Below are 18,005 nucleotides of genomic sequence, written 5' to 3' on the forward strand. Positions count from 1 at the left end.
CCTCCCCCGGCCGCCGGGCAGGCGCCGTCGTCGATCGGATCCGAACACCGTCAGTGAACGCAGCCTCCCGGGCGCCCGCAACAGCAGGCCGGGCGGCACTGGTCCGGACGAAGGACCCGCGCCGCCCGGGGCCGCTCAGCCGCGGGTTCCGGTGGCGACCAGTGCGGCGACCGGCAGGCCCCGGGCGGCGTACGGGGCGGCCAGCCGGAGGTACTCGGTGCGGATCGCGTCGATCTCCTCGGGCGGGCGGCCCTCGACCAGGGCGGCGGTGATCACGGTGCCGCCGAGGACGTGCCGCCACCAGTCGGCCGGGTCGACCCGGTGCGTCCAGCGGACCCGGTCGACCGACACCCCGGTGAAGCCTGCGCCGGCGAGCAGGGCGGCGAGGCCGTCGGGCGAGGCGTACCGGGTGAAGGGGGCGGCGCCGGGGAGTCCGGCGGGCGGCGGGCCGCCGGCTGCGCGGACGGCGTCGAAGACCAGGCCCTGTGCCCGGTTGGCGGCGAGGGTGTCCCAGCAGGAGAGGGCGAGCCGGCCGCCGGGGGCGAGCACCCGGTGGAGGTCGGCCGCGGCGGCGGGCGGGTCGGGCACGTGGTTGATCACGAAGGCGCCGACCGCCGCGTCGAACCGGCCGTCCGGGTACGGGAGTCCGGGCAGGGCCGCCCGTTCGACCCGGGCGCCGGGCAGCGCGGCCGCGGCGGCCTCGACCATCTCGGGGACGGCGTCGGTGGCGGTCACGTCGGCGCCGCGCCGCAGGGCGAGCGCGGCGAGCCGGCCGGTGCCGCAGCCGACCTCCAGCAGCCGGGTGCCGGGGCCCGCGCCGACGGCGTCGAGCAGGGCCGGGTGGGCCCCGGCGGTCATCGCGCCGAAGCCCTCGCCGTAGGTGGTGCTGCGGGCGGCCCAGCCGCGCCGTTCGAACGCGGCGAAGTCCGCCGCCCCTGCGCCGCTCACTGGACGCAGAACTCGTTGCCCTCGGGGTCGGCGAGGGTGACGTGCCTGGTGCCGGGCTCGTCGATCCGGGCGAGCACGGTGGCGCCCAGGGCGACCAGCCGGTCCACCTCGGCCTCACGGCGCTCGGGCCCGGCGTGCAGGTCGAGGTGGAGGCGGTTCTTGACGGTCTTGGCCTCGGGGACGGCCTGGAAGAGCAGGCGCCGGCCGTGGCCGATGCCGGTGGCCGGGTCGAAGGGGTCCTCGGGGTGCCGGACGGCGGCCATCGCCTTGAAGGCCTTGCGGCCGTCGACGACCGTCCAGGCCTCGGCGGGCAGCATGCCGCCGGTGATCAGCCGCTCCACGACGGGGCTGTTGTCCTCGACGAGGTAGCCGAGGGCCTCGCCCCAGAACGCGGCCTGGCGGTGCGGGTCCGCGCAGTCCACGACGATCTTGTAGTCGAGAGTCATGCCACCGGTTATAGTGGTTACATGGACGACGCCGCAACCGGACTCGTGCTGAACCACCCCGACGGCACCTCCCACCGCTTCGACCCCGGCGCGCTCTGCCTGGAGCTGCTGCCCACCGGCGGGCCCGGCGCGTACGCCCGCTACGAGGTGCTGCACCGGCCGGCCGACCTCGCCGACTGGATCGCCGCCTGCCGGCTGGACACCGGCGAGGTCGCCGTCGACGAGGCCGGGGTGGCCGCCGCCCGGGAGCTGCGCGACGCGCTCTGGCGGCTCACCGAGGCCAGGGCCGAGGGCCTCCCCGGCGCCCCCGAGGACTACGCGGCGGTCAACCGGGCCGCCGCCGCTCCCCCGCCCGTCCCCCGGATCGGCCCCGACGGACGGCGCGCCGGACCCGCGCCCACCACCGCGGGCGCGGTGCTCTCCGCGGTCGCCCGGGACGCCGTCGAGCTGTTCACCGGCCCGTACGCCGACCGGATCCGCGTCTGCGGCGCCCACGACTGCCAACTGCACTTCGTCGACACCTCGCGGCCCGGCCGGCGGCGCTGGTGCTCGATGGAGCGCTGCGGCAACCGGCAGAAGGTCCGGGCGCTGCGCGCCCGGCAGACCGCACGGGGAGACGACTGACGCCCGGCGGACGCACCCGCGACGCCGGCTGACGGATCGGCGTCCCGCGCACCCCGCCGCACCGGGCCGCGGTGACCGGCGCCCTGGAACGCCTCGGCCCGGGTGCCTGGATCAGGCACCCGGGCCGGGTGGGGTACTGCTCCGGACGGACCCTGCGGGTCAGCGGCCGCGCTGGGCGTGGATGCCCGGCTTGCGCGTGCCGACCGACAGGTCGTCGTTCTCCGGGAAGTGGCAGGCCACCTGGTGGCCCGGCCGCGCGGCGACGAGCGGCGGCTCCTGGGTGGCGCAGACGTCCTGCGCCTTCCAGCAGCGGGTCCGGAAGCGGCAGCCGCTCGGCGGGTTGAGCGGCGACGGCACGTCACCGGTGAGCAGGATGCGCTCGCGGCGCTCCTTGCGGCGCGGGTCCGGCGTCGGCACCGCCGACATCAGCGCGTTGGTGTACGGGTGCATCGGCACGCTGTAGAGCGAGTCGCGGTCGGCGATCTCGACGATCTTGCCGAGGTACATCACCGCGACGCGGTCCGACACGTGCCGGACGACCGAGAGGTCGTGGGCGATGATCAGGTAGGTCAGGCCCAGCTCGTTCTGCAGGTCGTCGAGGAGGTTGACCACCTGCGCCTGGATCGACACGTCGAGCGCGGAGACCGGCTCGTCCGCCACGATCATCTTCGGCTTGAGGGCCAGCGCGCGGGCGATGCCGATGCGCTGGCGCTGGCCGCCGGAGAACTCGTGCGGGTAGCGGTTGTAGTGCTCCGGGCTCAGGCCGCAGAGCTCCAGCAGCTCCTGCACGGCCTTCTTGACGCCGCCCTCGGTGGCCACCTTCTGCAGCCGGAACGGCGCGCCGACGATGGTGCCGACGGTGTGCCGCGGGTTCAGCGACGAGTACGGGTCCTGGAAGATCATCTGGATGTCCCGGCGGAGCGGGCGCATCGCCGAGACGCCGAGGTGCGTGATGTCCGTGCCCTCGAACTCGATCTTCCCGCCGGTGGGCTCGTCCAGACGGGTCACCAGACGGCCCATGGTGGACTTGCCGCAGCCGGACTCGCCGACCACGCCGAGGGTCTCGCCGGGCCGGACCTCGAAGTCGAGGCCGTCCACGGCGCGCACGGCGCCGGCCTGGCGGCGCAGCAGCCCCTTGGTGATCGGGAAGTGCTTGGTCAGCCCGGTCACCTTGAGCAGGGGCTGACGGTCGGAGGCGGGCGCGGGTGCGGGGATCGCCGCCGTCTTCGAATCCGTCATCGGTTGTCTCCTGAGTGTGTTGCTGGCGGCCGGGTCACAGCCGGGGCGCGATCTCGTCGGCGAAGATCCGGTGCCGTTCGGCGATCGGCAGGTGGCAGGCCGCGAGGTGCCGGGGGGCGGCCTCGGCCAGCACGGGCACCTCGGAGGTGGACCGGCCGCCGGTCAGCTCGGCGTACGGGCAGCGCGGGTGGAAGGCGCAGCCGGACGGCACGTTGATCAGGCTCGGCGGGGTGCCCTTGACCGGGATCAGCCGGTCCTGGAGCTCCCGGTCGAGCCGGGGCATCGAGCCGAGCAGGCCCCAGGTGTAGGGGTGCTCGGGCGCCTCGAAGAGGGACTCGGCGGGGCCGCGCTCCACGGACTTGCCGCCGTACATCACCAGGATGTCGTCGGCCAGTTCGGCCACCACGCCGAGGTCGTGCGTGATAATGATGACGGCCGAGCCGAACTCCTTCTGCAGGTCCCGGATGAGGTCCAGGATCTGCGCCTGGACGGTGACGTCCAGGGCGGTGGTGGGCTCGTCCGCGATCAGCAGCGACGGGTCGTTGACCAGGGCCATCGCGATCATGGCACGCTGGCGCATGCCGCCGGAGAACTCGTGCGGGTAGGCGTCCACCCGCTTGTCCGGCTGCGGGATGCCGACCCGGTCGAGCATCTCGATCGCGCGGGTGCGCGCCTGCTTCTTGGTGGCACCCGGGTGGTGGGCCCGGTAGCCCTCGATGATCTGCGCGCCGACCGTGTAGTACGGGTGCATCGCGGTCAGCGGGTCCTGGAAGATCATCGCCATCTTCTGGCCGCGGAGCTTGCGGACCCGCTCGGGGTCGGCGGCGACGAGCTCCTCGCCGTCCAGCCAGACCTCGCCGGTGATCCGCGGGGCGCCGCGCTTGGTGCCGGTGCGGTGCAGGCCCATGATCGACAGCGAGGTGACGGACTTCCCGGAGCCGGACTCGCCGACGATGCCGAGGGTCTTGCCCTTCTCCAGGTCGAAGGTGAGGCCGTCGACCGACTTGACCAGTCCGTCCTCGGTGGGGAAGTGCACCCGCAGGTCGCGCACCGAGAGGAAGGCGGAGGGCTTGGTGGTGTTCAGGGTCTTGCTCATGCCAGCCTCACCCGAGGATCGACAACGGCGTACAGCACGTCAACCAGCAGGTTGGCGATGATGATGAAGAAGCCGGCGAAGAGCGTGACACCCATGATCACCGGGAGGTCGCTGGAGCTGACCGCGGAGACCGCCTCGTAACCCAGACCACGGAAGTTGAAGGTCGACTCGGTGAGCACCGCGCCGCCGATCAGGGCGCCCAGGTCCATGCCGAAGACGGTGAGGATCGGGGTGAGGGTGGAGCGCATGGCGTGCTTGCCGATGACCGTCCGCTCGCCGAGGCCCTTGGCCCGGGCGGTGCGGATGTAGTCCTCGCCGAGCACCTCGAGCAGGGTGGCGCGGGTGAGGCGGGCGTAGGTCGCGGCGTAGAGGAACGCCAGGGTGACCCACGGCAGCACCAGGTTCTGGAACCACGCGACCGGGTCGTCGCCCAGGTTCACGTAGTCGTGCGGGAACCAGCCGAGCTGGTAGACGAAGATCGCGCTGGCGAGCATGCCGGTGAAGTAGATCGGCAGCGAGACGCCGGCCAGGGCGGTCGTCATGGTGAAGCGGTCCAGCAGGGTGCGGCGGCGCAGTGCGGAGACGACGCCGGTCGCGGTGCCGAACACGAGCCACAGGGTGGCCGCGCCGGCGGCGAGCGAGGCGGTGACGCCCAGTCGGTCCAGCAGGACGGGCCACACCTCCTGCTCGGTCTTGAAGGAGTAACCGAAGCACGGCGCGGAGCAGTGGGTGACGTCCACGCCGGTGCTGTAGTCGCGCCCGACGAACAGGCCCTTCAGGAACAGGAAGTACTGCTCGACGATGGACTTGTCGAGGCCCATCTTGTGTCGGATACCCTCGACGGCCACCTTGTCGGCGATCTTGCCGACGTAGAGCAGCGCGGGGTCGGTCCCGGTCAGTTTCGGCACCATGAAGAAGATGCCGAAGGTGACCGCGGAGACCACCAGCAGCATGGCGACGACATTGACGAGCCGTCGGATGAGATATACGAGCACTGCGGTCGGCCCCGCCCCGGGCCGGCCGCGTCCCTGTGGGGACGCCGGCCGACCCGGGCGGAGCCTTCACCTGCCCTTCGGACTAGCTGTGCGAACTACGATTGCGGGCGGGTCAGGTCACTTGCCGTCGGAGACGCCCAGGGCCTGGAAGTCGACCTCGCCGAACGCGTCGTTGATGAAGACGTTGGTCAGGCGCGGGTTGCGGTAGTTGAGCGCCTTGTCGGCCACGACCGGCAGCCACACCGCGGTGTCGACGACCTTGTGGTTGATCTGCTTGTAGAGCTCGGCGGCCTTGGCCGGGTCCGTCTGGGCGGCGGCGTCGTCGAAGAGCTTGTCGACCGCCGGGTCGGAGGTCTCGGGGTAGTTGCTGTTGCCGTTCTTGGTGATGAAGCGGCTGTCCATCAGGGGCTGCATGTAGCCGGCGCCGTTCGGGTAGTCGGCACCCCAGCCGGCGACGATCAGGCCGTAGCCCTTCTGGTGGACGACGTCCGGCGCACCGGCGACGGAGGCGAGCAGCTTGCCGTCGTACTGGTCGACGTTCACCGTCACGTTGATGGCCTTGAGGGCGGTCTGCAGCGCGACGGCCGAGTTGACCTCCTTGGCCTTGTTGCCGCGGACGGCGATCGTGGTGGTGAAGCCCTCGGGCTTGCCGCACTCCTTGAGCTCGGCCTTGGCCTTCTCCAGGTCGGCCTTGCCGTCGGTCAGGCCGAACGGGTCGTAGTCGTCCGAGCCGAGGATGTTCGGGGGCAGCATGTTGCCGTAGGTGGAGCCGGCGACCGAACCGCCGCGGGCGGTCTGCAGCGCGGTCGGGTCGGCCGCGTACAGCACGGCCTTGCGGCAGTGGATGTTGTCGAAGGGGGCGACCTTCTGGTTCAGCGCGATGAAGCGGATGAAGCCGTTGTACGGGTCGTCCGTGTTGGCCTTCAGCTTCTCGTCCTGCAGGACCTTGACCTGGGCGGCCTGGGAGAGACCGGTCTGGCCGAAGTCGATGTCGACGGAGCCGGCCAGCAGGCGGGCGTCCATGTCGTCGGCGTTCGAGGTGACGGTCAGCTTGACGGTGTCCGGCAGCGCCTTGCGGAACGGGTCGGTGGCCGGGTCCCAGTTCTCGTTGCGGACCAGCTCGTAGCCCTTGCCCGGCTCGACCTTGGAGAACTTGTAGGGGCCGGAGGAGACCGGCTTGTCACCGTACTTCGCACCGGTGTCCAGCTTCTGCGGGACGGGCGAGGCGGAGCCCATCGCGAGCAGGAACGGGAAGGACGAGTCGGCCTTCGCCAGGTGGAAGACGATGGTGGTGTCGGTCGGGGTCTCGACCGACTTCAGACCCAGCTTGTTGGGGTCGGTGTCGGTGTAGGGGCCCTTGTAGTTCTGGCCCTGGTCCAGGGACTGGATCAGGTAGGTCGGACCGCCGGAGACGACGTCCTGCGCGAAGATGCGCTCGATGCCGTACTTGATGTCCTTCGAGGTGATCGGCGAGCCGTCCTCGAACTTCAGACCCTGCTTCAGGTGGAAGGTGTAGGTCTTGCCGTCGGAGGACACGGCCGGCTGGTTCGCCGCCAGGTCCGGAACGAGCTTGAGGCCGTCCTTGCCCGGCTTCGCGTCGAAGGCCAGGAGGGTGCGGGCGTAGTAGCGCTCGAAGTTCCACACCGAGGCGTAGTAGGCACGGCCCGGGTCGAGCGAGTCGACGTCGGTGCTCGTCCAGAGGTTGAGGTTGCCGCCCTTCTTGTCGGAGGGGTTCAGCACCTTGTCAACCGCGGCGTTGAAGCCGGCCGAGCCCTTGCTCGCGCTGTCGCTCGTGCCACCGCCCTTGGTGCCGCCGCAGGCCGCGGTGGTCAGGGCGAGCGCAGCCACGAGGGAAGCTGCGGCAAGTGTCCTGTTGCGCTTCATGGGTACGGAGTCCTCCTGGTGATGTGCGGGCACGAACGGTCCGCCGGGGGTGGGCAGGCTGAGAGGGACCTGCCTGGTATGTGGGGGGAGAGGGAGGGCTAGTTGCCCTTGGGGTCGAGCGCGTCCCGGAGGCCGTCGCCGAAGAGGTTGAACGCGAGCACCGTGACGAAGATCGCGAGACCGGGGACGACCATGTAGGTCGGGTCGGCCTGGTAGATCCGGGTCGCCTCGGAGAGCATCTGTCCCCAGGAGGGCGTCGGCGGCTTCACGCCGGCACCCAGGAAGCTGAGCGCCGCCTCGCTGAGGATGTTGGTGGGGATGATCAGCGTCGTGTAGACGAGGATCGGGGCGACCAGGTTCGGCAGCAGCTCGCGGAAGAGGATGTGGATGCTGCCGGCGCCGAGGCTGCGGGCGGCGTCCACGAACTCCCGCTCGCGCAGCGACAGCGCCTGGCCGCGGACGATGCGGCCGATGTACGGCCAGCCGAAGAAGCCGATGACCAGGACCAGGATGCCCATGCGCAGGGCGGTGCCGCCGAGGCCGAGCAGCGAGTTCGGCATGACCGAGACGAGCGCGATGGAGAACAGCAGCTGCGGGAAGGCCAGCAGCACGTCCATCACCCGGCTGATCGCCGCGTCGACCCAGCCGCCGAAGTAGCCGGCCGCGGCGCCGAGCACGACGCCGATCAGGACGGACACGCCGGCCGCGAGGAAGGCCACGGTGAGCGAGATCTGGGCGCCGTAGAGGATCCGGCTGAAGACGTCGCGGCCGAACGTCGGGTCGACGCCGAGCAGGAAGTCGCCGCTCATGCCGCCGAACGCGCCCCTGGGGAGGCCGAGGTCCGGGTTGATCTGGTCCGGGTGGGGCTCGTCGACCGGGTGGCCGAACAGCGCCGTCAGCACCGGCGCGAAGATCGCGGCGAGGATCAGCAGGAGCACCACGGTGCCGCCCGCGAGGGCGACCTTGTCACGCTTCAGCCGGTCCCAGGCGATCCGGCCCGGAGAGCGGCCCTGGATGCGCTTGGCCGGGGCGGCAGGTGCGGCCTCGGGCCGGGCGGAGCCGGTGGTCTCGGTGGGTGTGGTCATGAGTCAGTTCGTTCCCCTCGCCGACGGTGGCCGGCCCACGGCCCGGTCCGGCGGGGCGACCCGGGCCCGATCAGGGCCCGGACCCCGGTGCGGTCCGGAGTTCGCGACAGGTGCGGTGCAGAGCGGTGCGGTGGTTCCGTACGCCGGTGCGGCGGTGCAGAGTTCGTTTTCGGGGTGCCGGAGCCTGCCGTCCGGGCACGGGGCCGGGGCGGCGGATCACGGCGTTTGCGGGGGTACTGCGGGTCCTGCGTGGTGCCGGAGTGCGCGGCATGCACATCGCGCGGTTCGGCGTCGCCAGGGCGCGATCACCTTTGTGGGGATCGGCTCGCGCACTGGCCGTGGGCAGCACTCTCTGTCATCGGGGAGAGGTTCCGCCAGAGGGGGCAACCGAAGGATGCCTAACTGTGATCTGTCGGCATGCAGCCCGTTGTGACCGCGAATACGCCTCTTCACACGGCTGAAACAAGCCTGTCAAGACGGGTACTGACGGAAGCCCGCCAACGGCGGGAAACCGCCACCACCTGGGCATGACCCGCCGCTGGCGGACGGTCGCCACAAGGGCGGGTAAAGGGGAGGGAAAGGGAAAGGATCAGCGGCCGGGGTAGCCCGGCCACGGCTGCTGGGGCCACGGCTGCGGACCCGGCGCCGATTGCGGAGAGTAACCGTAGGGCGGGTAGGGAGCCGCGCCCTGCGGGTGCCCGAACTGGGTGTCGCGGTCGAAGAACGGCCGGGCGTTCGCCCGCATCCACATCGCGACCGGGTCGAACTCGTCCGCCATCGCGACCGTCGACACCGCCAGCCCCTCCGGGGCGAGCTGCGCGGCCCGCTGCACCAGGGCGCGGGCGGCCTCCACCGACGGCGGAGAGTTGTCGTACAGGTCCAGGCCGACGGCCAGGTACGCCTCGCCCAGCGCGGGCTGCACCCACGCCTGGCGCAGCGAGCGCAGCGGACGGGTCTGCACGGCCTGCTGCTCCAGCAGCCCGTAGAACTGCGGCGCGTTCAACCGCGGCTCGGAGATCCGCAGCGGACCGGCCGGCAGCCGGTCCAGGCCGACCGCGATGCGTCTCAGGTCGGCCCAGGGGACGCCGACGCCGCCGCCCGGGGCGTGCGGGTTCAGCCACAGGCCCCAGCGGGTGCGGAAGAGCGCGGCGGCGATCTCCTGGCCGGAGATCACCTCGTGGGCGCGGGCCCAACCGCTGGCGGCGAGCTGCTCGGCCGAGGTGACGGCGGGGGCGTAGCCGTGCCCGCCGATGTCCATGTTCCCGTACTGGGCGTCCGGACTGCCGGGCGTGCCGTGCCAGAGCAGCATCCAGACCTGCCCCTGGGCGAGCGCCCGCAGCAGGTTCTCGTACGCGTCGTAGCGCTCCGGGACGACCGCGCCGAGGGCGCGCTCGATGGCGCCCGGGTCACCGCCGGGCGGTGCCACGGGTGCCTGGCCCCACGGGCCCGGCCCGCCGCCTGCCGCTGCCGCGCTCATGCGCCCGCCTCGCTCCGCTCGCTCACGTCGCCGTGCCCCGTCTTGTTCCGTCTTCCGCCGCTCGTGCCCACTGCCGGGCAGCACCCTATTGCGCGCGGCCGACAGGCGTCATGCCGCATACCCCCTCGTGATGCCCCCGGGCGGCGCCGGTGTCCCGCCGGCAGGCGCCCGGGCCGGCCGGACCGGCGGTCACGCCCGGACGTAGAAGGGCGCCACGCAGGTCAGCAGCCACTCGACGACGGGGTCGTCGGCCATGTCCAGCAGCACCAGGTGGACGCCCCACGGCGGCGGCGCGGTTCCGAGCGCGCGGCCGAGCGCCTCGTTGACCTGCACCGGATCGGCCGGCCCGGCCGGGTCGAGCTGGATCCCGACGTACAGCTGCGGGGCGTCCGCCTCCACCCGGGCGAGCGCCCGACGGGCCGTCAGCACGCCGGGCAGCCGGGACAGTTCGGAGGTGGCCGCGGCGAGGAAGGCGTACGGCTCCTGGTGCGGCTCGGGCTCGCGCAGCGCCACCGAGGCGCCCTCGGCGACCTCGCCGGCGGTGCGGTCGCCCTGCGGTCCGCGGCGCAGCTCGCCGACGCCCTCCGGCGGCACCGGGATGCCCACCGGCGCCTCCGGGTTGACGGCGATGCCGATGCCGAGCGGGAGCCCGCGGGCGAACTCCCACACCGGTGCGATCGCGAACGCCATGCCCGGGGCGTGCTGCAGGAACTGCTCCTGCGAGGAGAACACCGGCACGTAGGGGGTGCCGGCGAGTTCGATGGTCGGCAGGTCCAGCGAGGTGCCCTGCGGGTCGGCGCCGGCCGGCAGCGGGATCCACACCTGGCTGCGGGCGAGCACCTCGATCACCCGGGGCGTGGCGCCGGGGTCGCCGAGCGCGGCGGTGAGCACCTGCTCCAGTTCGTTGGACGGCCAGGTGCCGCCCTCCGGCGCCGTGCCGGGTGCGGCCCACGCCTGTGCCTCGCCCGCCGGATACCCCATGTACGGCCCCTTCGCTCGTCCCCTGCACAGAGCCTAGCGGGCCGCCCCCTCTCCCATCAGGCCCGGCGGCATGCCATGATGAGCGCGCTCGACCCTCCAAGTTCATACTGGCCGCTCGAACCCGCGCGGGAGAGTCCGGAACGCCCACAGGGGCGAGGCCGGCGCCGAAGGAGCAAGTCCTCCCCGGAATCTCTCAGGCACCCATACCGCACGGGCGAGGCACATCTGGAAAGTGGACACGGCCGCGCCGTGCGCCCACCCACGGTGCAAGCCGCCATCCTTGAGGTGGCGGTGAAGCTCTCAGGTTGTTGACGACAGACGGGGAGACTCCATCCGCCGTCCTGCCCGTTTCCGGGCGGGAGGGTCGCCCGTGTGCCCGCAGAGCAGCCAAGGAGTCCTGCCGTCATGTCCCTCCGCCTCACCGCGCTCGACGCGCTGCACCGCTCGCTCGGTGCCACCATGACCGACTTCGCCGGCTGGGACATGCCGCTGCGCTACGGCAGCGAGCGCGAGGAGCACCTCGCCGTCCGCACGAAGGCCGGTCTGTTCGACCTCTCGCACATGGGCGAGATCACCGTCTCCGGCCCGCAGGCCGGCGAGATGCTGGACCACGCGCTGGTCGGCTTCATCTCGGCGCTGGGCGTGCTGCGCGCCCGCTACACCATGATCTGCCGCGAGGACGGCGGCATCCTCGACGACCTGATCGTCTACCGCACCGCGGAGGACGAGTACATGGTGGTCGCGAACGCCTCCAACGCCCAGGTGGTGCTGGACGCGCTGACCGAGCGCGCCGAGGGCTTCGACGCCGTCGTCCGCGACGACCGCGACGCCTACGCGCTGATCGCCGTCCAGGGCCCGGAGGCGAACGGCATCCTCGCCTCGCTGACCGACGCCGACCTGCCCGGCCTGAAGTACTACGCGCTGCTGCCCGCGACCGTCGCCGGCAGGCAGGTCTGGCTCGCCCGTACGGGCTACACCGGCGAGGACGGTTTCGAGGTCTTCTGCGCCCCGGCCGACGCCGAGCACCTGTGGTCGGCGCTGACCGCGGCCGGTGCCGACAAGGGCCTGGTGCCGTGCGGCCTGTCCTGCCGCGACACGCTGCGCCTGGAGGCGGGCATGCCGCTGTACGGCCACGAGCTGTCCACCGACCTGACCCCGTTCGACGCCGGCCTCGGCCGCGTGGTGCGCTTCGACAAGACCACCAACGAGGGCGCCTTCGTCGGCCGCAAGGCCCTGGAGCAGGCGGCCGCCGAGGCCGAGTCCGCGCCGCCGCGCAAGCTGGTCGGCCTGGTCTCCGAGGGCAAGCGGGTGCCGCGCGCCGAGTACGCGGTGGTCGACGCCGACGGCAACCCCATCGGCCGGATCACCTCGGGCGCGCCCTCCCCCACCCTCGGCAAGCCGATCGCCATCGCCTACGTGGACGCGGCGCACGCCGCGCCCGGCACCGCCGTCGCGGTCGACGTGCGCGGCAAGGCCGAGCCGGTCGAGGTCGTGGCGCTGCCGTTCTACAAGCGCGCCCGCTGAGCGCCCCCGCCGCTCCCAGCACCGTCCTGAACCGTCCTGCAACCGTCCTGCCCGGGGCGGTCCGCTCAGCGGACGGCCACGCCCCTCCCTCTTGCGATCCTGGAGAATGACGCCATGAGCAACCCCACGCACCTGCAGTACACCAAGGAGCACGAGTGGCTGACCGCCGCCGTGGACGGGGTGTCGACGATCGGCATCACCGCGCACGCGGCCGACGCCCTCGGCGACATCGTCTACGTCCAGCTCCCGGAGGTCGGTGACGGCGTCACCGCCGGTGAGACCTGTGGCGAGCTCGAGTCCACCAAGTCGGTCAGCGACCTGTTCTCGCCCGTCACCGGCGAGGTCGTGGAGGTCAACCAGGCCGTCCTCGACGACAACGCCCTGGTGAACAGCTCCCCGTTCGAGGATGGCTGGCTGTTCAAGGTCCGCGTTGAGGCGACCGACGAGCTGCTCGACGCCGAGGCGTACACCGCGTTCATCGGCGGCTGACCGCCCGCCCAACGGGGCGGCCGCAGTGCGGCGGCCGCCCCGCTCCAGCCCTTCGCTCCACGGGGAGACCCCACCTCATGACGGTTCTGAACCAGTCCCTGCACGCGCTCGACCCGGAGATCGCGGCCGCGGTCGACGCCGAGCTGCACCGCCAGCAGACCACCCTCGAAATGATCGCCTCCGAGAACTTCGCCCCGGTGGCGGTCATGGAGGCCCAGGGTTCGGTCCTGACCAACAAGTACGCCGAGGGCTACCCCGGCAAGCGCTACTACGGCGGCTGCGAGCACGTCGACGTCGCCGAGCAGATCGCCATCGACCGGGTGAAGGCGCTGTTCGGGGCGGAGCACGCCAACGTCCAGCCGCACTCCGGTGCGCAGGCGAACGCCGCCGCGATGTTCGCGCTGATCCAGCCGGGCGACACCATCCTGGGCCTGAACCTGGCGCACGGCGGCCACCTGACCCACGGCATGAAGATCAACTTCTCCGGCAAGCTCTACAACGTGGCCGCGTACCACGTCGACGAGAAGACCGGTCAGGTCGACATGGCCGAGGTCGAGCGCCTCGCCAAGGAGCACCAGCCCAAGCTGATCATCGCCGGCTGGTCCGCCTACCCGCGCCAGCTGGACTTCGCCGAGTTCCGCCGCATCGCGGACGAGGTCGGCGCGCTGCTCATGGTCGACATGGCGCACTTCGCCGGCCTGGTCGCCGCGGGCCTGCACCCCTCGCCCGTGCCGTACGCGGACGTGGTCACCACCACCACCCACAAGACGCTGGGCGGTCCGCGCGGCGGCGTCATCCTCTGCAAGGAGCAGTGGGCCAAGAAGATCAACTCCGCGGTCTTCCCCGGCCAGCAGGGCGGCCCGCTGGAGCACGTGATCGCCGCCAAGGCCGTGGCCTTCAAGGTCGCCGCCTCGGAGGAGTTCAAGGACCGCCAGCGCCGCACCCTGGAGGGCGCGAAGATCCTGGCCGAGCGCCTGCTGCGCCAGGACACCGTGGACGCCGGCGTCTCGGTGCTCTCCGGCGGCACCGACGTGCACCTCGTCCTGGTCGACCTGCGCAACAGCGAGCTCAACGGCCAGGACGCCGAGGACCGCCTGCACGAGGTCGGCATCACCGTGAACCGCAACGCGGTGCCGAACGACCCCCGCCCGCCGATGGTCACCTCCGGCCTGCGCATCGGCACCCCGGCGCTGGCCACCCGCGGCTTCGGCGCGGAGGACTTCCGCGAGGTCGCCGACGTCATCGCCGAGACCCTGCTGCCCGGCTTCGACGAGGCCAAGGCCACCGCGCTCAAGGCCCGGGTGACCGCGCTCGCCGCGAAGTACCCGCTCTACCCCGAGCTGTGATCCGCACCCCGCGGTAGGACCGACCGGCGATCGGAGCGCGACGCCCCCGATCGCCGGCCGGTCTCGGCGGTTCGTCCCCCGGTGACCGGCCTCACCCCGGCCGGACACCAGGAATTCCGGGGCACCGCGCACACTGGACAGTGCGCGCGGTGCCCCCTTCCGTGTCACCCAGCAAGTCCTTCCACGAGACCAGACAAGGACGTCCCCCCGTGGCCATCAGCGTCTTCGACCTCTTCTCCATCGGCATCGGGCCGTCCAGTTCCCACACCGTGGGCCCGATGCGGGCGGCCCGGATGTTCGCCCGCCGCCTGCACTCGGAGGGGCTGCTGGAGAGCACCGCCTCCGTCCGGGCCGAGCTCTTCGGCTCGCTCGGCGCCACCGGCCACGGCCACGGCACCCCCAAGGCCGTCCTGCTGGGCCTGGAGGGCAACTCCCCGCGCACCGTCGACGTCGACCAGGCCGACCTCGACGTCGAGCGCATCCAGCGCGACAAGCGGCTGCGGCTGCTCGCCCAGGACAAGGACGTCCAGCACGAGATCGCCTTCGACCCGGCGACCCAGCTGGTGCTGCACCGCCGCCGCTCGCTGCCGTACCACGCCAACGGCATGACCCTGGCCGCGTACGACGGGGCCGGCGCGCCCGTCCTGGAGAAGACCTACTACTCGGTCGGCGGCGGCTTCGTCGTCGACGAGGACGCGATAGGCGCCGACCGGGTCAAGCCGGACGACACCGTGCTGCGCTACCCCTTCCGCACCGGCGAGGAGCTGCTGCGGCTCACCCGCGAGACCGGCCTGTCCATCTCCGGCCTGATGCTGGAGAACGAGAAGGCCTGGCGCAGCGAGGCCGAGATCCGGGCCGGGCTGCTGGAGATCTGGCACGTCATGCAGGAGTGCGTCGCGGCCGGGCTCGGCCGCGAGGGCATCCTGCCGGGCGGGCTGAAGGTCCGCCGCCGGGCCGCCTCGGCCGCCCGGGCGCTGCGTGCCGAGGGCATCGGCCCGGCCAACGCGATGGAGTGGGTGACCCTCTACGCGATGGCGGTGAACGAGGAGAACGCCTCCGGCCGCCGGGTGGTCACCGCGCCGACCAACGGCGCCGCGGGCATCGTCCCGGCCGTGCTGCACTACTACCTGAACTTCGTGCCCGGCGCCGACGACGAGGGCATCGTGCGCTTCCTGCTGGCGGCCGGCGCGATCGGCATGCTCTTCAAGGAGAACGCCTCGATCTCCGGCGCCGAGGTCGGCTGCCAGGGCGAGGTCGGCTCGGCGTGCTCGATGGCGGCCGGCGGCCTCGCCGAGGTGCTCGGCGGCAGCCCCGAGCAGGTCGAGAACGCCGCGGAGATCGGCATCGAGCACAACCTCGGCCTGACCTGCGACCCGGTCGGCGGCCTGGTGCAGATCCCCTGCATCGAGCGGAACGGCATGGCCTCGGTGAAGGCCGTCACGGCGGCGCGGATGGCGCTGCGCGGCGACGGACGGCACCACGTCTCCCTCGACAAGGCGATCAAGACCATGAAGGAGACCGGCGCCGACATGAAGATCAAGTACAAGGAGACCTCGCGCGGCGGCCTCGCCGTGAACGTCATCGAGTGCTGACCGGGCCGGGTGGAAGCCCGGCCTGATGGCAGGTATTCATAGGCTGTTCATCCGGGTTTGGTAAGTCTTCGAAGGTTGCGAGGGGTCTGCACCTTTGGATCGATTTGTCCAGACCGGCTCCGGCATGCGACAGTGGAGGCATTCCACGGCCTCCACCGACCCGGTTCGGCCGTTCCCACCGCACGGCGCGCACCCCCTTGGCCGCGCGGTGACGCGCACGGGCCCCCGACACCGCACACCGAGCGGAACGGGGGCCCTGCTCATGTCCGGGCACCCGGGCCCGCCGCGTCAGGCGGCGCGCTCGCGCACCCTCAGCTCGCACCAGACGGACTTGCCGCGCGGCAGCAGGTCCGCGCCCCAGCGGTCCGACACCGCGTCGACCAGCACCAGCCCGTGGCCGTTCTCCGCCCCGCCGCGCTCGGCCGCCACGATCAGGCAGGGCAGCGCCCGCGAGGAGTCCCGGACCTCGATCCGCACCCAGCCCGGCCGGCGGGTCATCTTCAGGCCGACGGTGCGCCCCCCGGCGTGCCGCACGGCGTTGGCGACCAGCTCGCCGGCCAGTAACTCGCCGGTGTCCAGCTGCTGCACCAGCTCCCAGGCGCCGAGCACGGCGACGACCAGGCGGCGGGCGATCCCGGCCGACTCGGGGCGGGAGGGCAGCCGCACCTCCTCCTGGGCCGCCGGGTCGCGCAGCAGCTCGAAGGCGGCCTGCTCCAGCTCGTCCGCGGTCAGCCGCTCCAGGGCCGCCAGCGCGAGGCCGCGGCCGGCCGACGCGTCGTCACCGGCCGTGCCGAGCATCCGATTCGACGCCTGGTCCGCCTCACGCCATCCCGCCATGGCGCCCATCATTGCGGAACGCATGCGGGCGCGTACGGACAATGAGCAAACGATCACGGCGGGGGACATATGACAGCGGCACGCCGGACGGGCCTACCAGGCAGTCCAGGGCACGTTCCACCCGCTCAGGCCGTTCTCGCCGGACACCCGCGGGCCGTCGGAATTCACCACGGTGACGACGTCGCCGATCATTGACGCGTCGTAGAAGCGGCCGGCATCGGTGCCGTCGCTGCCGTAGCGGGTGTCGGCGATGCCGATGCAGCCGTGGCTGGCGTTGGAGCGGCCCATCGAGCCGATCGCCCAGGAGTTGCCGTGCACGTAGGTGCCGGTGTCGGTGAGCCGCATGGCGTGCGGCACGTCGTCGAGGTCGTACTCGTCGCCGGCCTTGATGCCGCTGACGCCGTTGGAGGACATCCGCGTCCTGCGGGCCATCTCCTCGATGACCATGGTGCCGTTGAAGCTGTCGAACCCGGCCTTGCCCGCGGTGAACTTCACGGTGTCCACCGTCCGCCCGTTCTCCACGACGGTCATCCGGTGGGTGTCGACGTCCGCCGTGCTCACCCGGGAGCGGCCGACGGTGAAGTGCTCCTCGCCGTCCTTGCCGCCGTAGACGCCCGGGGCGAGCTCGGCGCTCTTCAGCCGGTACTTCACCGTCACCCTGGTACCGGGCTTCCAGTACTCCGCCGGGCGGAAGTCGACCCGGTCGTCGCCGAACCAGTGCGGCTTCACCGCGGTGCCGTCGGAGGTCTCGAAGACCACCGCGCGCTCCACCTCGGCGCGGTTCTGCACCGCCTTGCGGAAGCGCAGCGAGACGATCATGCCGACGCCGTAGGTCTGCCCGTCGTCCACGTTGCTGTAGGCACCGGTCGTCCTGGCCGGGGTGAGCGTGCCGAAGGTGCTCTCGGCGGTGGTCACCAGTCCGTTCGGGTCGGTGGCCTGCGCCGTCACCCGGTACCGCTCGGAGACGGCGAGTGCGGCGGCGGGCGTCCAGCCGAGGCCGTCCGCGGCGAGCGTGCCGGGCACCTCCCGGCCGTCCCCGCCGGTCACCTTGACGGAGGTCAGCTTCCCGCCGGTCGCGGTGACCTTCAGCGCCCCGGACGGCTTGACGTCGGTGGCGCCGTTCTTCGGCTCGACGGTCACCACCGCCGCCGGGACGGTGGGCCGCGGCCGGGCTGCCGTCGTCCCCGCGGCGGAGGCCGCGCCCCCCGGCGACCCGGACGGCCCGCAGGCCGCCGCCGCCAGCACCAGTGCTCCTCCGAGCAGACCCGCCGTCAGACCTCTGCGCACGGACCCCATGCCGGTCCCCCTCCGTCCCCGCCGCGCACTCCCCGTCGCGGCACCCACCGAATACACGCTCCGGGCGGGGCCGGAGTTGCGGCCCGCAGCGCGACGATCCGGTCACGAACCCGCAACGGCCCGGCCGCTCGCGGGGAGCGGCCGGG

General features: G+C 72.3%; 16 protein-coding genes and 1 riboswitch. Of the genes, 5 read left to right on the forward strand and 11 right to left on the reverse strand.

Annotation, left to right across the window (positions count from 1 at the left end):
* Positions 1-135 precede the first annotated feature (135 nt).
* Both AB0O09_RS18560 and AB0O09_RS18565 read right to left on the reverse strand, forming a co-directional pair.
* A complete protein-coding gene (locus tag AB0O09_RS18560) occupies positions 136-948 on the reverse strand; it encodes a class I SAM-dependent methyltransferase (RefSeq protein ID WP_363542721.1) in 813 nt (270 codons plus the stop codon).
* The gene (locus AB0O09_RS18565; protein WP_344622897.1) at positions 945-1,394 is read right to left on the reverse strand and encodes a VOC family protein; all 450 of its coding nucleotides are present in this window, start codon (positions 1,392-1,394) and stop codon (positions 945-947) included. Before AB0O09_RS18565 ends, AB0O09_RS18560 begins: the two co-directional genes overlap by 4 nt.
* A 21-nt stretch (positions 1,395-1,415) precedes the next feature.
* Here AB0O09_RS18565 and AB0O09_RS18570 point away from each other — a divergent pair, with 21 nt between their 5' ends.
* Positions 1,416-2,018 carry a CGNR zinc finger domain-containing protein gene (locus AB0O09_RS18570; RefSeq protein ID WP_363542722.1) on the forward strand — a complete coding sequence of 201 codons (603 nt, stop codon included), beginning with the start codon at positions 1,416-1,418 and terminating at the stop codon, positions 2,016-2,018.
* Positions 2,019-2,177: 159 nt separating this feature from the next.
* On the opposite strand, the gene AB0O09_RS18575 is transcribed toward AB0O09_RS18570, so the two are convergent.
* The 7 genes from AB0O09_RS18575 to AB0O09_RS18605 form a co-directional block, all read right to left on the reverse strand.
* A complete protein-coding gene (locus AB0O09_RS18575; protein ID WP_344622894.1) occupies positions 2,178-3,257 on the reverse strand; it encodes a dipeptide ABC transporter ATP-binding protein in 1,080 nt (359 codons plus the stop codon).
* A gap of 34 nt (positions 3,258-3,291) precedes the next feature.
* The gene (locus AB0O09_RS18580; RefSeq protein ID WP_363542723.1) at positions 3,292-4,353 is read right to left on the reverse strand and encodes an ABC transporter ATP-binding protein; all 1,062 of its coding nucleotides are present in this window, start codon (positions 4,351-4,353) and stop codon (positions 3,292-3,294) included.
* Positions 4,350-5,348 (reverse strand): ABC transporter permease, encoded by a 999-nt coding sequence (locus tag AB0O09_RS18585; protein WP_363542724.1) that lies wholly within the window; start codon positions 5,346-5,348, stop codon positions 4,350-4,352. The genes AB0O09_RS18580 and AB0O09_RS18585 overlap by 4 nt, the downstream gene beginning before the upstream one ends.
* Positions 5,349-5,465: 117 nt before the next feature.
* Positions 5,466-7,232: an ABC transporter substrate-binding protein gene (locus AB0O09_RS18590; protein WP_363542725.1), complete on the reverse strand. Its 1,767-nt coding sequence runs from the start codon at positions 7,230-7,232 to the stop codon at positions 5,466-5,468.
* 98 nt (positions 7,233-7,330) lie between these two features.
* A complete protein-coding gene (locus AB0O09_RS18595) occupies positions 7,331-8,317 on the reverse strand; it encodes an ABC transporter permease (protein ID WP_363542726.1) in 987 nt (328 codons plus the stop codon).
* Positions 8,318-8,906: 589 nt separating this feature from the next.
* Positions 8,907-9,794 (reverse strand): enhanced serine sensitivity protein SseB C-terminal domain-containing protein, encoded by an 888-nt coding sequence (locus AB0O09_RS18600; RefSeq protein ID WP_363542727.1) that lies wholly within the window; start codon positions 9,792-9,794, stop codon positions 8,907-8,909.
* A 189-nt stretch (positions 9,795-9,983) separates the two neighbouring features.
* A complete protein-coding gene (locus tag AB0O09_RS18605; protein WP_363542728.1) occupies positions 9,984-10,775 on the reverse strand; it encodes an enhanced serine sensitivity protein SseB in 792 nt (263 codons plus the stop codon).
* Positions 10,776-10,891: 116 nt separating this feature from the next.
* Positions 10,892-10,994, forward strand: a riboswitch (glycine riboswitch).
* A gap of 186 nt (positions 10,995-11,180) precedes the next feature.
* Between AB0O09_RS18605 and gcvT the strand changes: the two genes are divergently transcribed.
* From gcvT to AB0O09_RS18625, 4 genes are all read left to right on the forward strand, one after another.
* The gene (gcvT, locus tag AB0O09_RS18610) at positions 11,181-12,299 is read left to right on the forward strand and encodes a glycine cleavage system aminomethyltransferase GcvT (RefSeq protein ID WP_363542729.1); all 1,119 of its coding nucleotides are present in this window, start codon (positions 11,181-11,183) and stop codon (positions 12,297-12,299) included.
* A 114-nt stretch (positions 12,300-12,413) separates the two neighbouring features.
* Positions 12,414-12,788, forward strand: a complete 375-nt coding sequence (gcvH, locus tag AB0O09_RS18615; RefSeq protein WP_363542730.1) for a glycine cleavage system protein GcvH — start codon at positions 12,414-12,416, stop codon at positions 12,786-12,788.
* A 77-nt stretch (positions 12,789-12,865) separates the two neighbouring features.
* A complete protein-coding gene (gene glyA, locus AB0O09_RS18620; RefSeq protein WP_363542731.1) occupies positions 12,866-14,134 on the forward strand; it encodes a serine hydroxymethyltransferase in 1,269 nt (422 codons plus the stop codon).
* A gap of 209 nt (positions 14,135-14,343) precedes the next feature.
* Positions 14,344-15,726 (forward strand): L-serine ammonia-lyase, encoded by a 1,383-nt coding sequence (locus AB0O09_RS18625; protein ID WP_363542732.1) that lies wholly within the window; start codon positions 14,344-14,346, stop codon positions 15,724-15,726.
* A 288-nt stretch (positions 15,727-16,014) separates the two neighbouring features.
* Here AB0O09_RS18625 and AB0O09_RS18630 read toward each other — a convergent pair whose 3' ends face one another.
* Both AB0O09_RS18630 and AB0O09_RS18635 read right to left on the reverse strand, forming a co-directional pair.
* Positions 16,015-16,563, reverse strand: coding sequence for an ATP-binding protein (locus AB0O09_RS18630; protein WP_363542733.1), 549 nt, complete (start codon positions 16,561-16,563; stop codon positions 16,015-16,017).
* A 93-nt stretch (positions 16,564-16,656) separates the two neighbouring features.
* Positions 16,657-17,859: an Ig-like domain-containing protein gene (locus tag AB0O09_RS18635; protein ID WP_363542734.1), complete on the reverse strand. Its 1,203-nt coding sequence runs from the start codon at positions 17,857-17,859 to the stop codon at positions 16,657-16,659.
* Positions 17,860-18,005: the final 146 nt, after the last annotated feature.

The sequence above is a fragment of the Kitasatospora sp. NPDC093679 genome (genome assembly GCF_040683455.1).
Lineage (GTDB): Bacteria > Actinomycetota > Actinomycetes > Streptomycetales > Streptomycetaceae > Kitasatospora > Kitasatospora arboriphila.

Coding starts and splice junctions, on each gene's coding strand:
- gcvH (WP_363542730.1), top strand. CDS start 12,414: ATGAGCAACCCCACGCACCTGCAGTACACCAAGGAGCACGAGTGGCTG.
- AB0O09_RS18575 (WP_344622894.1), bottom strand. CDS start 3,257: ATGACGGATTCGAAGACGGCGGCGATCCCCGCACCCGCGCCCGCCTCC.
- gcvT (WP_363542729.1), top strand. CDS start 11,181: ATGTCCCTCCGCCTCACCGCGCTCGACGCGCTGCACCGCTCGCTCGGT.
- AB0O09_RS18605 (WP_363542728.1), bottom strand. CDS start 10,775: ATGGGGTATCCGGCGGGCGAGGCACAGGCGTGGGCCGCACCCGGCACG.
- AB0O09_RS18635 (WP_363542734.1), bottom strand. CDS start 17,859: ATGGGGTCCGTGCGCAGAGGTCTGACGGCGGGTCTGCTCGGAGGAGCA.
- glyA (WP_363542731.1), top strand. CDS start 12,866: ATGACGGTTCTGAACCAGTCCCTGCACGCGCTCGACCCGGAGATCGCG.
- AB0O09_RS18630 (WP_363542733.1), bottom strand. CDS start 16,563: ATGGCGGGATGGCGTGAGGCGGACCAGGCGTCGAATCGGATGCTCGGC.
- AB0O09_RS18565 (WP_344622897.1), bottom strand. CDS start 1,394: ATGACTCTCGACTACAAGATCGTCGTGGACTGCGCGGACCCGCACCGC.
- AB0O09_RS18590 (WP_363542725.1), bottom strand. CDS start 7,232: ATGAAGCGCAACAGGACACTTGCCGCAGCTTCCCTCGTGGCTGCGCTC.
- AB0O09_RS18595 (WP_363542726.1), bottom strand. CDS start 8,317: ATGACCACACCCACCGAGACCACCGGCTCCGCCCGGCCCGAGGCCGCA.
- AB0O09_RS18580 (WP_363542723.1), bottom strand. CDS start 4,353: ATGAGCAAGACCCTGAACACCACCAAGCCCTCCGCCTTCCTCTCGGTG.
- AB0O09_RS18570 (WP_363542722.1), top strand. CDS start 1,416: ATGGACGACGCCGCAACCGGACTCGTGCTGAACCACCCCGACGGCACC.
- AB0O09_RS18600 (WP_363542727.1), bottom strand. CDS start 9,794: ATGAGCGCGGCAGCGGCAGGCGGCGGGCCGGGCCCGTGGGGCCAGGCA.